Below are 15,810 nucleotides of genomic sequence, written 5' to 3'. Positions count from 1 at the left end.
GCGCATGTTCTCGGATACCGATTTCGCCCACATGCAGCGCGCGCTCGCGCTCGCCGCGCGCGGCATGTACACGACCGCGCCGAATCCGCGCGTCGGCTGCGTGATCGTCAAGGACGGCGACGTGATCGGCGAAGGCTTCACGCAGCCGGCCGGCCAGGACCACGCGGAAGTCCAGGCGCTGAAGGACGCGCGCTCGCGCGGCTACGACGTCGCGGGCTCGACCGTCTACGTGACGCTCGAACCGTGCAGCCATTTCGGCCGCACGCCGCCGTGCGCGAACGCGCTGATCGACGCGCGCGTCGCGAAGGTGGTCGCGGCGATGGAAGACCCGAACCCGCAGGTGTCGGGGCGCGGCCTCGGAATGCTGCGCGACGCCGGCATCGACGTGCGCTGCGGGCTGCTCGCGCATGAGGCCGGCGAACTGAACATCGGCTTCGTGTCGCGGATGACGCGCGGCCGCCCGTGGGTGCGGATGAAGACCGCCGCGTCGCTCGACGGCCGCACCGCGCTGCCGTCCGGCGAAAGCCAGTGGATCACCGGCGAGGCCGCGCGCCTCGACGGCCACGCATGGCGCGCCCGCGCGTGCGCGATCCTCACCGGCATCGGCACCGTGCGCGAGGACAATCCGCTGCTGACCGTGCGCGGCATCGACACGCCGCGTCAGCCGCAACGCATCCTGGTGGACAGCCGCCTCGACCTGCCGCTCGACGCGCGGCTGCTCGAAGGCGCGCCGCTGCTGATCTTCTGCGGCCGGCTCGACGCCGCAGGCGAACTACGCGCGAACGTGCTGAAGTCGCGCGGCGCGGAAATCGTGCCGCTCGCGAATGCGCACGGCAAGGTCGACCTGCCCGCGATGCTGGCGGCGCTCGGCGCGCGCGGCGTCAACGAACTGCACGTCGAGGCCGGCCACAAGCTGAACGGTTCGCTGCTGCGCGAACGGTGCGTCGACGAATTGCTGGTGTATCTGGCGCCGAGCCTGCTGGGCGCCGACGCGGCCGGCATGTTCGATCTCGCCGCGCCGGCCAGTCTCGATGCACGTACCCGGTTGTCGTTCCACGGTATCGAGCGGATCGGCGACGATCTGCGGATCCTCGCGCGTATCGCGCCGCCCGACGCCTCTCACTGAACGGAATCGTCACGATGTTTACCGGAATTGTCGCGGCCGTCGGCCGCATCGAATCGATCGCCCCGCTCGGCACGTCGGCCGACGCCGGTGTGCGCCTGACCGTGCAGGCCGGCGGGCTGGACCTGGCCGATGTCGCGCTCGGCGACAGCATCGCGATCCAGGGCGCATGCATGACGGTGATCGAGAAGACCGACACCACGTTCGACGTCGATGTGTCGCGCGAAAGCCTGAACCGGACGGTCGGCCTCGCGCAGCCCGGCGAGGTGAACCTCGAGAAGGCGCTGCGCGCGCACGACCGCCTTGGCGGGCATATCGTATCGGGCCATGTGGACGGACTCGGTACCGTGTCGCGCTTCGCGCCGGTCGGCGAGTCGCACGAACTGCGAATCGTCGCGCCGCGCGAACTCGGCCGCTATCTCGCGTACAAGGGCTCGATCACGGTGAACGGCGTGAGCCTGACCGTGAATGCGGTCGACGATCGCGCGGACGGCTGCGAATTCTCGATCAACCTGATTCCGCATACGGTCGACGTCACGACGCTGCGCCACGTGAAGGCCGGCGACAAGGTCAACCTCGAAGTCGACATGATCGCGCGCTATGTGGAGCGGATGCTGTCGGCGTCGCAGGGCGTGCATCAGGACTGACCGGGCAGCGCCGCCGCGTCCTGTACAGGGAATGACGGCCGACGGTGCGGCCGGCCGCCGCATCAATCGTCGGCGTCGGCCGAGCAGGCCGCGCCGAGCAGGGATCCCGCCCTACTTCGTGCCGTGCCACTCCGTCGCCGGCCATCCGACACGCTTGCATCGGAATCGCGTTCGGTCGATGGCCGTCGGGCCAGCCGACACCTGGCCGAACAGCCAACGACGCGCACGGGTCATGCCGTCGCGCTAAGATGCGTCGACAGCGGTTTCCACGCCGCCACGCACGACGCGCCGCATCGCGGCCGCGCCTCTTCCCACAGGAGTTCGTCCCCATGTCCATCTCGATGTACCAGGCTTCGCTGCCCGTCCTGATCCGCGGCCTCACCAACCTGCAGCACATCCTCGGCAAGGCGCAGGCGCATGCGGCCGAAAAGCAGATCGACCCGTCGGTATTCATCGGCGCACGCCTCTACCCGGACATGCTGCCGCTCGTCCGTCAGGTCTACATCGCGACCGACACGGCGAAGGGCTGCGCCGCGCGGCTCGCCGGCACCGAGATCCCGAGCTACCCGGACGTCGAGCAGAGCTTCGACGAGCTGCACGCGCGCATCCAGAAGACGATCGACTACCTGAAAAGCTTCGACGCCGCACAGATCGACGGCAGCGAGACGCGCCAGATCGTGCTGAAGATGCGCGTCGGCCCGATCGAGTTCACCGGCCAGTCGTACCTGCTGAACTTCGTGCTGCCCAACTTCTTCTTCCACGTGACGACCGCGTACGACATCCTGCGCCACAGCGGCGTCGAGCTCGGCAAGCTGGACTACCTCGGCGGGCGCAACGAGCAAGCGTGACGCGCGGCCGGGCAACGCCCGGCCCGCAACCGTCCGCGCCCGCGCGCAGGCCGGCCGCAGCGCTTTCTGGAGCACGCGCGGGCCCCGCGCGGCCCGCGCCAGCCGAAACGCCGTCCGGCTGGCGTAAAATACGCACTTTCCTCTTTCTCGCCCCCTTATGACGCTCGCCTCCACGCTCGACATCATCGCCGAGCTGAAAGCCGGCCGGATGGTGATCCTGGTCGACGAAGAAGACCGCGAAAACGAGGGCGACCTCGTGATCGCCGCCGAATTCGTCACACCGGAAGCGATCAACTTCATGGCCAAGTACGGCCGCGGCCTGGTTTGTCTGACGTTGACGCAGGAACGCTGCAAGCAGCTTCACCTGCCGCTGATGACCTACCGCAACGGCACGCAGTACGGCACCGCGTTCACGGTCAGCATCGAAGCGGCCGAAGGCGTGACGACCGGCATCTCGGCCGCCGACCGGGCGCACACGATCGCCACGGCGGTCGCGCACGACGTGCGCCCCGAGCACATCGTGCAGCCGGGCCACGTGTTCCCGATCATGGCGCAGCCGGGCGGCGTGCTCGTGCGCGCCGGCCACACCGAGGCCGGCTGCGACTTCACCGCGCTCGCGGGCCTCACGCCGGCCGCGGTGATCTGCGAGATCATCAAGGACGACGGCACGATGGCGCGCCTGCCGGACCTGATCGAATTCGCGAAGGAACACAACCTGAAGATCGGCACGATCGCCGACCTGATCCAGTACCGCAGCCGCACCGAATCGATCATCGAGCGGATCGCCGAGCGCACGATGCAGACCGCGCACGGCACGTTCCGCGCGGTGCTGTACCGCGACCAGCCGAGCGGCTCGCCGCACATCGCGCTGGTGCGCGGCGCCCCGTCGCCCGACGTCGATACGCCGGTGCGCGTGCACGAGCCGCTGTCGGTGCTCGACCTGCTCGAAACGGGCGTGTCGACCCACTCGTGGACGCTCGACGCCGCGATGCGCGACATCGCGGAGCGCGACCTCGGCGTGATCGTGCTGCTCAATTGCGGCGATACGAAGGAACACCTGATCGACGTCTTCAAGGCGTTCGACGAGGAAGAAAAGGCCGCTGCGCTCAAGCGCCGGCCGGTCGATTTCAAGACGTTCGGCATCGGCGCGCAGATCCTGCGCGATGTCGGCGTCGGCAAGATGCAGGTGCTGTCGAATCCGCGCAAGCTGGGCAGCATGTCCGGCTACGGCCTCGAAGTCACGGGCTTCATTCCGATGCCCGGCGGCGAAGCCAAGTCCTGCCCGGCGTCCCACGCGTAACCCGCCACGGCGCTTTCGCCCTATAACCGTTCATCCACACCACGGACCAGATCATGGAAATCGGACAATACCAACCGAATCTCGAAGGCGACGGCCTGCGTATCGGCATCGTGCAATCGCGCTTCAACGAACCCGTGTGCAACGGCCTCGCCGACGCGTGCGTCGAAGAACTGGAGCGCCTCGGCGTCACCGGTGAAGACGTGCTGCTCGTGTCGGTGCCCGGCGCGCTGGAAATCCCGCTCGCGCTGCAAAAGCTCGCCGAAAGCGGCCAGTTCGACGCGCTGATCGCGCTCGGCGCGGTGATCCGCGGCGAGACCTACCACTTCGAACTCGTGTCGAACGAGAGCGGCGCGGGCATCACCCGCATCGGCCTCGACTTCAACCTGCCGATCGCGAACGCGGTCCTGACCACCGAAAACGACGAGCAGGCCGTCGCGCGCATGACCGAAAAGGGTCGTGACGCCGCACGCGTCGCCGTCGAGATGGCCAACCTGACGATGGCGCTCGACCAGCTCGGCGACGACGAGGACGAAGAGGAAGACGAAGACGACGAAGAGGAGCGCGCATGAAGAAGAGCGCCCGCCGACAATCGCGCGAGCTGGCGACGCAGGGCCTGTATCAGTGGCTGCTGTCGAACGCGCCCTCCGGCGAGATCGACGCGCAACTGCGCGGCGCGCTCGGTTACGACAAGGCTGACAAGGAACTGCTCGAAGCGATCCTGCACGGCGTGATCCGCGAGCATGCGACGCTCGTCGAAGCGCTGGCGCCGTCGCTAGACCGTCCGATCGATCAGCTGTCGCCGGTCGAACGCGCGGTGCTGCTGATCGCGACGTTCGAGCTCACGCACCACGTCGAAACGCCGTACCGCGTGATCATCAACGAAGCCGTCGAACTCGCGAAGACGTTCGGCGGCTCCGACGGCTACAAGTACGTGAACGGCGTGCTCGACAAGCTGGCCGCGAAGCTGCGCCCCGCCGAAACGCAGGCGCGTCGCAACGGCTGATACCGTTGGTTGGTCCACGGGCGCGCAAGCGCCCCGTTTTTCATTCCTTTCTCCCTCCGCCCTGCCCGCCGATGAATACCACCGCCGATTCGCTCGTCACGCTCGCCGCACGCGTCGACGCGATCCAGCCCTTTCATGTGATGGAACTGATGAAGGAGGCACAGCGGCTCGAGTCCTTGGGGCGCGATGTTATCCACATGGGCATCGGCGAGCCCGATTTCACCGCGCCGGAGCCGGTGGTCGAGGCCGCGGCGGCCGCGCTGCGCCGCGGCGTCACGCAATACACGAGCGCGCTCGGGATTGCGCCGCTGCGCGAGGCGATCGCCGCGCACTATGCACACGCGTACGGCCTCACGATCAGCCCCGAGCGGATCGTCGTGACGGCCGGCGCATCGGCCGCGCTGCTGCTCGCGTGCCTCGCGCTGGTCGGCCGCGACGACGAAGTGCTGATGCCCGACCCGTCATACCCGTGCAACCGGCACTTCGTCGCGGCGGCCGAAGGCCGTCCGGTGCTCGTGCCGAGCGGCCCGGACGCGCGCTTCCAGCTCACCGAGCACGACGTCCGCACGCACTGGAACGACCGCACGCGCGGCGTGCTGCTCGCGTCGCCGTCGAACCCGACCGGCACGTCGCTCGAACCGGACGAACTGAAGCGGATCGTCGAAGCAGTGCGCGCACGCGGCGGCTTCACGATCGTCGACGAGATCTACCAGGGGCTCAGCTACGATGCCGCCCCCGTGTCGGCGCTGTCGTTCGGCGACGACGTGATCACCGTGAACAGCTTCTCGAAGTATTTCAGCATGACCGGCTGGCGGCTCGGCTGGCTCGTCGTGCCGCCCGCCCTCGTCGGCACGTTCGAGAAGCTGTCGCAGAACCTGTTCATCTGCCCGTCCGCCCTCGCTCAACACGCGGCGCTCGCCTGCTTCGAACCGGCCACGCTCGACATCTACGAAACGCGCCGGCTCGAATTCAAGCGCCGCCGCGATTTCATCGCACCGGCGCTCGAGCGGCTCGGCTTTACGGTGCCGGTGATGCCGGACGGCGCGTTCTATGTGTATGCGCATTGCGGCGGCGTCGCCCACCCGGCGGCCGGCGACAGCGCCGCGCTCACGCAGGCGATGCTGCACGACGCAGGCGTGGTGCTGGTGCCGGGCATGGACTTCGGCGTCCATGCCCCGCGCGACTATATCCGCCTGTCCTATGCGACGGCCTACTCGCGGCTCGAAGAGGCCGTCGACCGGCTCGCGACGCTGTTCGGCCAGCATTGACGCCGCGGCCGGCACGCCGGCCGCTTCCCGCACCGCAAAAGAAAAAGGCACCCGAATCGGGTGCCTTTTCTTCATCTGCGCTTCATCTGCGCCAGCCGGAGCCGCCCGGAACGCGACGTTACGCGCCGAGCTCCGAATGATCGCCGTGCGACTGCTTCGCGGTATCGACGCTCGCGTCGTCCTGCGGGGCCGCTTCCTTCGGCGCTGCCTTGACCGTCGTCGCGCCGTCGAGCGTCGCATGCACGCGCTTCGCGCCGCCTGCCGCGGCCGTCACGGCTGCGGCGGTGACGATCGGCTTCGCGGGTTGCGCGGGCGCCTGCGGTGCGTTGATCGGCACGCTGCGGCCACGCGCGACGTCGCGCAGGCGGCCGCGCTCGGCCATCACCTTCGAACCGTAGCCGTTGTCGTCGGGATTCGTCGAGCCGTTGTACAGGCGCAGGCCGTTCGCGAGCGAGCCGCCGCGCGCGATGCAGTCCTTCAGCACGAGTGCGCCGACCTGCAGGTTCGCGAGCGGTTGCAGTGCGGTGTCGGTGCCGCCGAAATACTCGAACTTGTCGGAATGGACCTTCGACATCACCTGCATCAGGCCCTTCGCGCCGACGCCGCTTTCGGCGTACGGGTTGAAGCCCGACTCGATCGCCATCACGGACAGCAGCAGCAGCGGATCGAGGCCGACGTCACGACCGGTCTGGAACGCCGCCTTGACGAGCTGGCCGAGCGGCTCCTGGGCGACGCGGTAACGGCGCGACAAATACGTGGCGACGAGCGCCTGTTCGCGGTTCGACGCGAGCGCGCGATCGTCGCGGGCATCGGCCGCCACGCGCTGGATCGGAATCAGCTTGGCCAGTGCGACCGGCGACGGACCGTTGCGGGCCGGATCGGACGCATCACCCTGGACGCCTTGCGCGGTGGCTTCCGGTGCGACATCGAGGCCGACCGCAAGCGCATCCGTTTCGGGCGCATCGTCCTGCTGCGGCTGCGCACCGGCAGGCGCGAAGTTCGGCAGCGGATGGCCGGACAGCAGACGGGCCGGACCGGCCTGCACGGCCGCGGATACGACCGGCATCAGCTTCGCGGCGAGCGTGCCGCGGACGGTTGGCAGCAGCCACAGCGCAAGCGCAACCGCGACAGCGAGACAGCCGACAACGCTGAATAGATGGTGACTGACACGCGTCCCGCGACGCAGCAAGTTGCGCACGATTTGCGCATGCTGCTCAGTGGGACGCCACGATAACCAAGCGTTCATTCAGATCATCTCCCATGAACATGACTCGTGCGGCTCGCTCAGCTCGATGGCGAGACAGAAAACGCGCCGCGGAATCACGACGCCGCGCGCCTTGGTTGGGACGCGCAAGCATCGGGGAAACGGTATAAGTACCGTTCGAGGCCACGGTGTAAGAGGGCCGGCGCCTTCGCACACTGGCGAGGCGGGCATACGCGGTGGCACCCACGCAAAAAACCAGCGTCTGGTGGCGCTGGCTGGGACTACGACAAAGGCCGTCGAAGACGCCGTGCAGGATTCGGCGGACGGTGACGCGCTGCGTCAAAGATCGGTGATTGGCGGCTCGAAGCCTTTTACCCTGCAACCAATGTGAGCGGATTCTAGCAGGGTTTTATAGATCGTCAACACTATAAAACCTCGAAATTATAACAAAAAGTAATTTAAAACCCCTCTTCAGAACGCAAGCCCCGTGCCGTAGGGGGTTTGCGCGCGGTCGACTTTTTTCTCCGCCGGGCGGTCGCGCGGCTGCCCGGGTAAAATCGTCGGTCGATTCGGGGTCGCAGCCGGCCGCTGCGCCCGCCCATCGCTGCCCGTGCATTCGGGCGGCCCGGACCTTCTTCATGAAATACAAAGACTTACGCGATTTCATTCAGCGCCTCGAGGCGCTCGGCGAACTGCGGCGCGTCACGCAACCCGTGTCGCCCGTGCTCGAAATGACCGAGCTGTGCGACCGCGTGCTGCGCGCTGGCGGCCCCGCGCTGCTGTTCAACGCGCCGCCCGGCAATGCATTCCCGGTGCTCGGCAACCTGTTCGGCACGCCGCGCCGCGTCGCGCTCGGGATGGGCGTCGATGCGGGCGACGATGCCGCGCTCGGCTCGCTGCGCGACCTCGGGCGCCTGCTGTCCGCGCTGAAGGAGCCCGATCCGCCGAAGAGCCTGAAGGATGCCGGCAAGCTGCTGTCGCTCGCGAAGGCGGTGTGGGACATGGCGCCGAAGTCGGTGTCGTCGCCGCCGTGCCAGGAGATCGTCTGGGAAGGCGCGGACGTCGACCTGAACAAGCTGCCGATCCAGACCTGCTGGCCCGGCGATGCGGGGCCGCTCGTCACGTGGGGCCTGACGGTCACGCGCGGGCCGAACAAGTCGCGCCAGAACCTCGGCATCTACCGCCAGCAGTTGATCGGCCGCAACAAGCTGATCATGCGCTGGCTCGCGCACCGCGGCGGCGCGCTCGATTTCCGCGAGTTCGCGCTGCAGAATCCGGGCAAGCCGTATCCGGTCGCGGTCGTGCTCGGCGCCGATCCGGCCACCACGCTCGGCGCGGTGACGCCGGTGCCCGATTCGCTGTCCGAGTATCAGTTCGCCGGCCTGCTGCGCGGCAGTCGCACGGAGCTCGCGAAGTGCCTGACGCCCGGCGTCGACACGCTGCAGGTGCCCGCGCGCGCGGAGATCGTGCTCGAAGGCTTCATTCATCCGCAGGACGGCGCCCCTGCCCCCGCTCCGGCCGGCGCGCCGCCGCGCCCGGCCGGCAACGCGGCGGCCGCGTACGAGCACGCGCTCGAAGGGCCGTACGGCGACCACACCGGCTATTACAACGAGCAGGAGTGGTTTCCGGTGTTCACCGTCGAGCGCATGACGATGCGCCGCGACGCGATCTACCATTCGACCTACACGGGCAAGCCGCCCGACGAACCCGCGGTGCTCGGCGTCGCGCTCAACGAGGTGTTCGTGCCGCTGCTGCAGAAGCAGTTCACGGAAATCACCGACTTCTACCTGCCGCCCGAAGGCTGCAGCTACCGGATGGCCATCGTCCAGATGAAGAAGAGCTACGCGGGCCATGCCAAGCGCGTGATGTTCGGCGTGTGGAGCTTCCTGCGGCAGTTCATGTATACGAAGTTCATCGTGGTCGTCGACGAGGACGTGAACATCCGCGACTGGAAGGAAGTGATCTGGGCGATCACGACGCGCGTCGACCCCGTGCGCGACACGGTGATGGTCGACAGCACGCCGATCGATTATCTCGACTTCGCGTCGCCGGTGGCCGGACTCGGCTCGAAGATGGGGCTCGACGCGACCAACAAGTGGCCGGGCGAAACCAGCCGCGAATGGGGCCGCCCGATCGAGATGGACGCGGCCGTGAAGGCGCGTGTCGACCGGCTGTGGCAGGAGATCGGCCTCTGACGCCAGGCGGCCGGCGCCCGCCGGCTCGCGCATCGCAATCGCCGCAAGCACCCAGAAGATGAGCTTTCCGCCCGCCTCCATGCTGTCCGACGGATTCTTTCTGTCGCTATCGTTGTGTCTCGACATCGGCCTCGTAAACGTCGCGATGCTGTCGCTCACGCTATCGCACGGCTTCCGGCCGGGCTTCTGGCTCGGCCTCGGGTCGTGCGTCGGCGATCTCGTCTATGCGGCGCTCGCGCTCGCGGGAATGGCCGTGCTGCTGCAGTTCGAACCCGTGCGCTGGATCGTGTGGATCGGCGGCGGCGCGGTGCTGCTGTTCCTCACATGGAAGATGGCGCGTGAAGCGCTGACGCCGGTCAAGGCGGCCAGCGACGAAGCAGACGACGCCCCCCAGCCGCGGGCGAGCGCGCGGCGCAGCTTTCTGCGCGGGATGCTGCTCGCGATGTCGTCGCCGAGCGCGATCCTGTGGTTCGCGGCGGTCGGCGGCGCGCTGATCGCGAAAGCCGGTGCGACCACCCCGGCGACCGCGTCGGTGTTCCTGTCGGGCTTCTTCCTCGGCGGCCTCGCATGGACGCTGTTCATGTGCACGCTCGCGAGCCAGGGCCGCAAGCGCGCGGGCGCCGGGCTGATGCGGGCCTGCCACATCGCGTCCGCGCTGCTGTTCGCGTACTTCTCGTACAGCGTGATCGTCGGCGGCTACCGCGACCTGATCGTGCACGCGGTGTAATCGCGGTCGCCCTGCGCGAGCCGGGCACGGTATCGCCGCCCCCAAAGAAAAACGGCGCAGCGCCCCTCGCGGGACGTTGCGCCGTTTTGCCACGCGCGGTCAGGCCGCGCGGGACGAATCAGCGACGCCAGTAGCCGTGATGGCCCCAGCCGCCATAACCATGGCGCCAGTACGGGCGACCGTAGTAACCGCCGACGACCACGGCGGGCGGCGGCGCATAGTAGGCCGGCGCGGGCGCGTAGTACACGGGCGGAGGCGGCGGCGCGTAGTACACGGGCGGCGGCGGTGCATAGACGGGATACGCGGGTGCGACCGGGATACCGATGCCGACCCCGATCGACACGTGAGCCTGCGCGGCGCTTGCGGCACCCAGGCCCAGCGCGGCGGCGGCGATGAACGGAATGAGCTTTTTCACTTCGATTCTCCTGCTGGAGCGGTATTTTAGGCGCTCCTGTCGGCAACGGCGGGCATGCACGTCGCATGCAAGCAATGTAGCGAAAACCCGCCCCGCGCGTATCGTGCATTTGTTGCAAATTGCAATTGCACGCGGCCGGAGCCGCCGCGCGGCGCGGCGCCCGGTGCGGGCGATGACCCTTGCGGGTCGCGCGATTCCGTCCGAGGAGTCGGGTCGCAACACGACGGCCGGTCAGTCTTACCGGATCCGGCGCGTGCAACCGGCCAGCATGCGTAATGAACGATTACAAATTCGAGACAAGATGCCGACGTTTCAAGCGGGAGGCAGGCGCGTGGCATTTCGGGGTCGGATTCCATGATCCTGATGCCGCTGCGATACCGGCCGTCGGCCTGCGTACAGATCGCCGCGCCTACCGGTAATTCATACATGCGACCGCTCCGCAACCGGCCTTCCACGACACCGCCGTCATTCCTGCGATACTGGCGGTTGCTTCGTTTTTGCTTACATCCGCTGCCATGCCCCTTCCGGACCCACCCCGCCTCGGCTTCATCGGCGCCGGCCGCCTCGCGCGCTGTGTCGCGCAGCGCTTCGCGCAGGCCGGCTTCCCGGTCGTCGCGATCGCGAGCCGCACGCCCGCGTCGGCCGCCGGCCTCGCCGCGCGCATCGACGGCTGCCGCGCGGTCGACACCGCGCAGCAGGTGGTCGACGCCGCCGACCTGATCTTCCTGACGACGCCCGACGATCATCTCGCGTCGAGCGCCGCCGCACTGCGCTTCGACGCATCGCGCGCCGCCAGTCAGGCGCTCGTCCATTGCAGCGGCGCGTCGGCGGTCGCGCTGCTCGATCCGGCGAAGCAGCAAGGCGCGGCCACCGGCGGCTTTCATCCGCTCTATCTGTTCGGCGGCACCGACGCCGACCTCGCGCGCATCGACGGCTGCTCGGTCACGATCGAAGCGGACGGCGCGCTGCACGCGGCGCTGATGCGACTTGCCGCCGCACTCGGCTGCCATCCGCTGTCGATCCCGGCCGGCGGCCGGATGCTGTATCACGCGGCCGCGCACTACGCGGCGAGCTTCGCGCTGTGCGGGCTGTCGGAAGCGGTCGAGCTGTGGCGCGGCCTCGGGTTCGACGAGGACGCCGCGCTGCGTGCGCTGTTGCCGATGCTCGCCGGCACGATCGAGACCGCGCGCGACAAGGGGCTCGCGAATGCGCTGTCGGGCCCAGTGTCGCGCGGCGACACGGGCATCGTCGAGCGCCAGCTCGCGCTGCTCGAGGCGCGCGGCGGCGATCACGCGGCGCTGTATGCGCTGCTGACGCGCCGCGCGGTCGCGCTCGCGGCGAAGCGCGCGACGCCGCCGGCGTCGTTGCCGGCGCTGGCCGAAGCTGTCGAAACCTCGCTCGCACGGGTGGCCGCGCGCCCCTCCCCGTCGCGCGACGAGGCGTGATAAGGTGTCGGCCGATGCGCCGCCAACCGGCGTTGGCGGCCGCACGCTACTGACTGTATAAAAAGGATGCCAACGATGTTCGGCGAGATCGCCCGTTTTCTGCTCAATACCGTCTTCACGCTATTCGGCGCCGCGCTGATCCTGCGCGTCTGGATGCAGGCCGTCCGCGTGCCGCCGTACAACCCCGTCACGCAAGCCGTGCTGCAGGCGACCAACTGGCTCGTGCTGCCGCTGCGCCGCGTGATCGCGGGCGTACGCGGCATCGACTGGGCCAGCGTCGTCGCCGCGCTGCTCACCGCGCTCGTCTACGTCGTGCTGATGGTCGTGATGGCCGGCTTCGATCCGGCCGCCGTGATCGCGACGCTCGTCGTGGTCGCGCTGCTCACCGTCGTGAAGTGGGCGCTCAACCTCGTGATCTGGATGACGATCCTGATGGCGCTGCTGTCGTGGCTCAACCCGCGCTCGCCGGCGATGCCGATCCTCTACCAGCTCACCGCGCCGTTCCTGAACCCGCTGCGCCGCGTGATCCCGAATCTCGGCGGCATCGACCTGTCGCCGATCCTGCTGTTCGTGATCGTGCAGGTGCTGCTGATGATCGTCACGCGCGCCGCCGTGTCGCTGACGATGTTCGGCATCTGATCGGCGCGGCGCCCTACGCCGCCGGCCCCTGCGCCGGCGGTGCGCCGAGCGTGTCGATCACGCCGAACTGCGCGGGCATCATCGCGTAGCACACCCGCACTTTCTCGCGCGACAGCCGCTGGAGCAGCTGCTGCGCTTCGTCCTCGGTGACGATGAATTCCACCTCGACCGCCAGCGAACCCTGCAGCTCGAAGAAGCGATCCTCGTGCAGCACGCGATGCTGGCCGAAACCGGCCATCGCGCGAAACGCGGAACCGCCCGCGACGCCCATCCGGTTCGCCTCTTCCAGCAGCCATTCCCACAGCGGCTTCCAGTGCAGCCGGTGCTGCTCGTGCACATAGAAGCGCAACAAGACCCTGTCCATCGCTCCCTCCGATGGCGGCCCCGCTCAGGCCGCAGCCAGCCACGCGCGCGCGGTCCACATGCCGAGCGCCGTCAGCGCGAACGATCCAGTCAAGTGTAGGGCAGCCACCGCCAACGCCCATCCGAATTCGCCCTCGAGCGCGTGCGTCATCACTTCGACCGAATAGGTCGAGAACGTCGTGAGACCGCCGAGAAAGCCCGTGATCACGAACAGCCGCCACTCCGGCGGCAACCCGACGCGAACCGTGAATACGACCGCAGCCACGCCGATCACGTAGCCGCCGAGCAGGTTCGCCGCGAGCGTGCCGAGCGGCACCGCGGGAAAGAACGCGTTGAGCGTGAGACTCAGGCACCAGCGCAGCAACGCGCCGAGCCCGGCGCCGACGAAGATCGCGACGATCGAATAGAACAAGGGCACTCCTCACTGACGGCGCCGCGCGGCGGACGCGGCCTACGCTGAACTGTATGCGGAATCGCGCCGCACCGGCAATGCCGGCGGCCCGAACCGGCAGGCAGCGCGCCGGCGCTCGTGCAGGCGCTCGTCGCGCGGCCGCAATCGCGCGACGTCGGCCGATCGATACGAGGCGCGGTGCTCAGCCGCCGCGCCACGCGCGATCGAGCGCGTTCAGCGTCGCCAGCGCACCGCCCTTCAGCCCGATCACGTCCGCGCGGCGCGCATGCGCTTCGCGCGCGTTGATGCGGATCACGTCGGCACCGAGCCGTTCGCTCAGCAGGCGCACAGTCGGAATCGCGGTGCCCGCGCCGATCTCGACCACGGCGACACGCCCCGCCTGCGCGATCCAGTCTTCCAGCGCGCGCTCCTGCGCGTCGTAGCGCGCACCGAGCCAGCCGGTGTCGCCGAACATCAGGATATTCGGCCGCGCGAGCCCGCCGCAGTGCGGGCAGCGCGGCATGTCGCCCACCAGGCGGCACGTCGCTTCGTCGACCACCGGCACGAACGGCGCCGCGCTCCACGTGTCGTCCGTGCACGGTCGCAGGCACTGCATCGCATGAATCGAACCGTGGATCTCGACGATGCGCGCCGGATCGAAGCCGGCTTTCTGGAACTGGCCGTCGACGTTGCTCGTCAGCACGAAGCCGCCGTTCGGCATCGCGTCGATCCAGCGACGCAGGATCGCGAAGCCCGCGTGCGGCACCGTCGCGCGGTAGAGCGCGAGACGGTGCCCGTAGAACCCCCATGCGAGCGGCGCACGCGCACGAAACGCGTGCGGCGACGCGATCTCGTGGAACTCGAAACGCTCGTGGCGCAGTGCCGGATACGCACGCCAGAAACCGTCCGTACCGCGAAAATCGGGCAGCCCGGAATCGACGCCGATGCCCGCGCCGGCCGTGACGAGCAAGGCGTCGGCGCGCGCGAGCGCGTCGACGGCGGACGCGACGAGAGCGGCGGGAAGCGACGCGGCGGCGGCGTCGGAATCGGCGGGATCGGAAAACGGCATGATGGAGAAGCGGTGGCGTCGAACGTTGCGCGAGTGGCGTCGCGATCATACGCCGGTTCGGGCGTCGCGCAGCATCGACCCAGCAATCGCGTGACGCCGCGCGCGTACGGCTACCGGCAGTGCGACCGCCGGCTGTCCGCAAGCACCGCACCGGCGATGCCGCGACCCGGCGCCCACGCTTGCTCAGTCAGCCGCACCGTCCTGCGCGACCGGCATCTCGTCGACCGAGAAATAGACCGGCTTGCCGAGTTGCCGCGCCAGCGCCACGTCCGCATCCGCGCCGCGCGACGCGCCGTCGATGCGCAGCACCGCATCGCAGCGGCGCAGCAACCGGTGCGCGGCCGGATACAGGAACGTTTCGCCGATCGCGTCGCCGACCTGCGTCGACCCGGCCGCGGCCGCGAGCGGCAACGACAGCCATTCGCCGATCATCGGCACGTGCCCGCGGCGATACACGGCGAGCGCTGCCGTTTCCAGCCGGTGCAGGTTCGCGGCGATGCGCGCGGGGTTGCCGTCCGTGCCGCTGCGATAAGGGCCGGCGACCAGCACGAGTTGCGGCGTCATGCGGCGCGTGCGCCAGCGGTTTCCCGCAGCGCGACGTACTGGAGCAGCATGATCGTCTTCGCATCGACGATCTCGCCGCGCTCGACCGCGTCCAGCGCCGCCTGCAGCGGCATCTCGACGACCTCCAGATCCTCGCCCTCTGCCGCGACGCCGCCGCCCGCGCCGGTGCGCAGCGACGCATCGTATTCGCCGACGAAGAAATGCAGCTTCTCGGTCACGGAACCCGGGCTCATGAACGCCTCGAACACCTTGCGCACGCCGCGCACGCGGTAGCCGGTCTCTTCCTCGGCTTCCGCGCGGATGCGCGCTTCGGGCGTGGCGTCGTCGAGCAGCCCGGCGGCCGCTTCGAGCAGCATGCCGTCGTGCCCGCTCACGAACGCCGGCATCCGGAACTGCCGTGTCAGCAGCACGTCGCCCGTCTCGGCATGACGGAGCAGGATCGTCGCGCCGTTGCCGCGATCGTAGGTCTCGCGGCTCAGGCGCTGCCACGTTCCGTCGCGGCGCAGGAAATCGAACGTCACCTTCCGCAGCACATACCAGTCGTCGGACAGCACCGTCGTATCGACGATGCGCACCCGCTCCCGCGTTGCAGCCATTGCAGCCTCCGGT

Annotated in this window: 18 protein-coding genes; 11 read left to right on the top strand and 7 right to left on the bottom strand. The window is 68.8% G+C overall.

All coding sequences use genetic code 11. The features are described 5' to 3' along the window. Positions 1-4: 4 nt before the first annotated feature. The 7 genes from ribD to DFS13_RS06760 all read left to right on the top strand — a co-directional run bounded on the left by ribD (position 5) and on the right by DFS13_RS06760 (position 6,189). The gene (gene ribD / locus DFS13_RS06790) at positions 5-1,126 is read left to right on the top strand and encodes a bifunctional diaminohydroxyphosphoribosylaminopyrimidine deaminase/5-amino-6-(5-phosphoribosylamino)uracil reductase RibD (protein ID WP_006496600.1); all 1,122 of its coding nucleotides are present in this window, start codon (positions 5-7) and stop codon (positions 1,124-1,126) included. A 14-nt stretch (positions 1,127-1,140) separates the two neighbouring features. Next, entirely contained in the window at positions 1,141-1,770 is a 630-nt protein-coding gene (locus tag DFS13_RS06785; protein WP_006484245.1) for a riboflavin synthase, read from the top strand. Between the two features lie 329 nt (positions 1,771-2,099). After that, the gene (locus DFS13_RS06780; protein ID WP_069352425.1) at positions 2,100-2,618 is read left to right on the top strand and encodes a DUF1993 family protein; all 519 of its coding nucleotides are present in this window, start codon (positions 2,100-2,102) and stop codon (positions 2,616-2,618) included. 157 nt (positions 2,619-2,775) lie between these two features. Beyond that, positions 2,776-3,918 (top strand): bifunctional 3,4-dihydroxy-2-butanone-4-phosphate synthase/GTP cyclohydrolase II, encoded by a 1,143-nt coding sequence (gene ribBA / locus DFS13_RS06775; RefSeq protein ID WP_006496602.1) that lies wholly within the window; start codon positions 2,776-2,778, stop codon positions 3,916-3,918. Positions 3,919-3,971: 53 nt separating this feature from the next. Next, complete coding sequence (ribH, locus tag DFS13_RS06770; RefSeq protein WP_006476661.1) at positions 3,972-4,487, top strand: 6,7-dimethyl-8-ribityllumazine synthase; 516 nt, start codon at positions 3,972-3,974, stop codon at positions 4,485-4,487. Then, complete coding sequence (gene nusB / locus DFS13_RS06765) at positions 4,484-4,921, top strand: transcription antitermination factor NusB (protein ID WP_006476662.1); 438 nt, start codon at positions 4,484-4,486, stop codon at positions 4,919-4,921. The genes ribH and nusB overlap by 4 nt, the downstream gene beginning before the upstream one ends. A 71-nt stretch (positions 4,922-4,992) precedes the next feature. After that, positions 4,993-6,189 (top strand): pyridoxal phosphate-dependent aminotransferase, encoded by a 1,197-nt coding sequence (locus DFS13_RS06760; protein ID WP_060266531.1) that lies wholly within the window; start codon positions 4,993-4,995, stop codon positions 6,187-6,189. Positions 6,190-6,307: 118 nt separating this feature from the next. Here the strand turns inward: DFS13_RS06760 and DFS13_RS06755 are convergent, their stop codons facing one another. Continuing rightward, positions 6,308-7,435, bottom strand: a complete 1,128-nt coding sequence (locus tag DFS13_RS06755) for a lytic transglycosylase domain-containing protein (RefSeq protein WP_006496604.1) — start codon at positions 7,433-7,435, stop codon at positions 6,308-6,310. A 596-nt stretch (positions 7,436-8,031) separates the two neighbouring features. Between DFS13_RS06755 and DFS13_RS06745 the strand changes: the two genes are divergently transcribed. Both DFS13_RS06745 and DFS13_RS06740 read left to right on the top strand, forming a co-directional pair. Beyond that, positions 8,032-9,588 (top strand): UbiD family decarboxylase, encoded by a 1,557-nt coding sequence (locus tag DFS13_RS06745; RefSeq protein ID WP_006496605.1) that lies wholly within the window; start codon positions 8,032-8,034, stop codon positions 9,586-9,588. A 58-nt stretch (positions 9,589-9,646) separates the two neighbouring features. Next, entirely contained in the window at positions 9,647-10,315 is a 669-nt protein-coding gene (locus DFS13_RS06740; RefSeq protein ID WP_012492886.1) for a LysE family translocator, read from the top strand. A 118-nt stretch (positions 10,316-10,433) separates the two neighbouring features. Here the strand turns inward: DFS13_RS06740 and DFS13_RS06735 are convergent, their stop codons facing one another. After that, complete coding sequence (locus DFS13_RS06735; RefSeq protein WP_006488565.1) at positions 10,434-10,730, bottom strand: hypothetical protein; 297 nt, start codon at positions 10,728-10,730, stop codon at positions 10,434-10,436. Positions 10,731-11,245: 515 nt separating this feature from the next. On the opposite strand from DFS13_RS06735, the gene DFS13_RS06725 reads away from it, so the two are divergent. Both DFS13_RS06725 and DFS13_RS06720 read left to right on the top strand, forming a co-directional pair. Further along, positions 11,246-12,175 carry a Rossmann-like and DUF2520 domain-containing protein gene (locus DFS13_RS06725; RefSeq protein WP_006488556.1) on the top strand — a complete coding sequence of 310 codons (930 nt, stop codon included), beginning with the start codon at positions 11,246-11,248 and terminating at the stop codon, positions 12,173-12,175. Positions 12,176-12,250: 75 nt separating this feature from the next. Beyond that, on the top strand, positions 12,251-12,814 hold the full coding sequence (locus DFS13_RS06720; RefSeq protein ID WP_006488584.1) for a YggT family protein: 564 nt from the start codon (positions 12,251-12,253) through the stop codon (positions 12,812-12,814). Positions 12,815-12,827: 13 nt separating this feature from the next. Here DFS13_RS06720 and DFS13_RS06715 read toward each other — a convergent pair whose 3' ends face one another. The 5 genes from DFS13_RS06715 to DFS13_RS06690 all read right to left on the bottom strand — a co-directional run bounded on the left by DFS13_RS06715 (position 12,828) and on the right by DFS13_RS06690 (position 15,797). After that, positions 12,828-13,178 carry a DUF190 domain-containing protein gene (locus DFS13_RS06715; protein ID WP_043205441.1) on the bottom strand — a complete coding sequence of 117 codons (351 nt, stop codon included), beginning with the start codon at positions 13,176-13,178 and terminating at the stop codon, positions 12,828-12,830. A gap of 24 nt (positions 13,179-13,202) precedes the next feature. Further along, complete coding sequence (gene crcB, locus DFS13_RS06710) at positions 13,203-13,589, bottom strand: fluoride efflux transporter CrcB (RefSeq protein ID WP_006488542.1); 387 nt, start codon at positions 13,587-13,589, stop codon at positions 13,203-13,205. Positions 13,590-13,770: 181 nt separating this feature from the next. Continuing rightward, positions 13,771-14,637, bottom strand: a complete 867-nt coding sequence (locus DFS13_RS06700) for a Sir2 family NAD-dependent protein deacetylase (RefSeq protein WP_060213713.1) — start codon at positions 14,635-14,637, stop codon at positions 13,771-13,773. Between the two features lie 183 nt (positions 14,638-14,820). Beyond that, positions 14,821-15,201 (bottom strand): DUF4406 domain-containing protein, encoded by a 381-nt coding sequence (locus tag DFS13_RS06695; RefSeq protein WP_077190924.1) that lies wholly within the window; start codon positions 15,199-15,201, stop codon positions 14,821-14,823. Continuing rightward, positions 15,198-15,797 (bottom strand): NUDIX domain-containing protein, encoded by a 600-nt coding sequence (locus DFS13_RS06690; RefSeq protein ID WP_006496610.1) that lies wholly within the window; start codon positions 15,795-15,797, stop codon positions 15,198-15,200. Before DFS13_RS06690 ends, DFS13_RS06695 begins: the two co-directional genes overlap by 4 nt. Positions 15,798-15,810: the final 13 nt, after the last annotated feature.

The sequence above is a fragment of the Burkholderia sp. 28_3 genome (assembly GCF_003253915.1).
In the GTDB taxonomy this organism is placed as follows: domain Bacteria; phylum Pseudomonadota; class Gammaproteobacteria; order Burkholderiales; family Burkholderiaceae; genus Burkholderia; species Burkholderia cenocepacia.
This window is presented reverse-complemented; position numbering and strand designations above follow the sequence as displayed.

Bases quoted from the DNA above. Each gene is read 5' to 3' on its own strand.
- ribD (WP_006496600.1), top strand. From the start codon at position 5: ATGTTCTCGGATACCGATTTCGCCCACATGCAGCGCGCGCTCGCGCTC.
- DFS13_RS06785 (WP_006484245.1), top strand. From the start codon at position 1,141: ATGTTTACCGGAATTGTCGCGGCCGTCGGCCGCATCGAATCGATCGCC.
- DFS13_RS06780 (WP_069352425.1), top strand. From the start codon at position 2,100: ATGTCCATCTCGATGTACCAGGCTTCGCTGCCCGTCCTGATCCGCGGC.
- ribBA (WP_006496602.1), top strand. From the start codon at position 2,776: ATGACGCTCGCCTCCACGCTCGACATCATCGCCGAGCTGAAAGCCGGC.
- ribH (WP_006476661.1), top strand. From the start codon at position 3,972: ATGGAAATCGGACAATACCAACCGAATCTCGAAGGCGACGGCCTGCGT.
- nusB (WP_006476662.1), top strand. From the start codon at position 4,484: ATGAAGAAGAGCGCCCGCCGACAATCGCGCGAGCTGGCGACGCAGGGC.
- DFS13_RS06760 (WP_060266531.1), top strand. From the start codon at position 4,993: ATGAATACCACCGCCGATTCGCTCGTCACGCTCGCCGCACGCGTCGAC.
- DFS13_RS06755 (WP_006496604.1), bottom strand. From the start codon at position 7,435: ATGAACGCTTGGTTATCGTGGCGTCCCACTGAGCAGCATGCGCAAATC.
- DFS13_RS06745 (WP_006496605.1), top strand. From the start codon at position 8,032: ATGAAATACAAAGACTTACGCGATTTCATTCAGCGCCTCGAGGCGCTC.
- DFS13_RS06740 (WP_012492886.1), top strand. From the start codon at position 9,647: ATGAGCTTTCCGCCCGCCTCCATGCTGTCCGACGGATTCTTTCTGTCG.
- DFS13_RS06725 (WP_006488556.1), top strand. From the start codon at position 11,246: ATGCCCCTTCCGGACCCACCCCGCCTCGGCTTCATCGGCGCCGGCCGC.
- DFS13_RS06720 (WP_006488584.1), top strand. From the start codon at position 12,251: ATGTTCGGCGAGATCGCCCGTTTTCTGCTCAATACCGTCTTCACGCTA.
- DFS13_RS06715 (WP_043205441.1), bottom strand. From the start codon at position 13,178: ATGGACAGGGTCTTGTTGCGCTTCTATGTGCACGAGCAGCACCGGCTG.
- DFS13_RS06700 (WP_060213713.1), bottom strand. From the start codon at position 14,637: ATGCCGTTTTCCGATCCCGCCGATTCCGACGCCGCCGCCGCGTCGCTT.
- DFS13_RS06695 (WP_077190924.1), bottom strand. From the start codon at position 15,201: ATGACGCCGCAACTCGTGCTGGTCGCCGGCCCTTATCGCAGCGGCACG.
- DFS13_RS06690 (WP_006496610.1), bottom strand. From the start codon at position 15,797: ATGGCTGCAACGCGGGAGCGGGTGCGCATCGTCGATACGACGGTGCTG.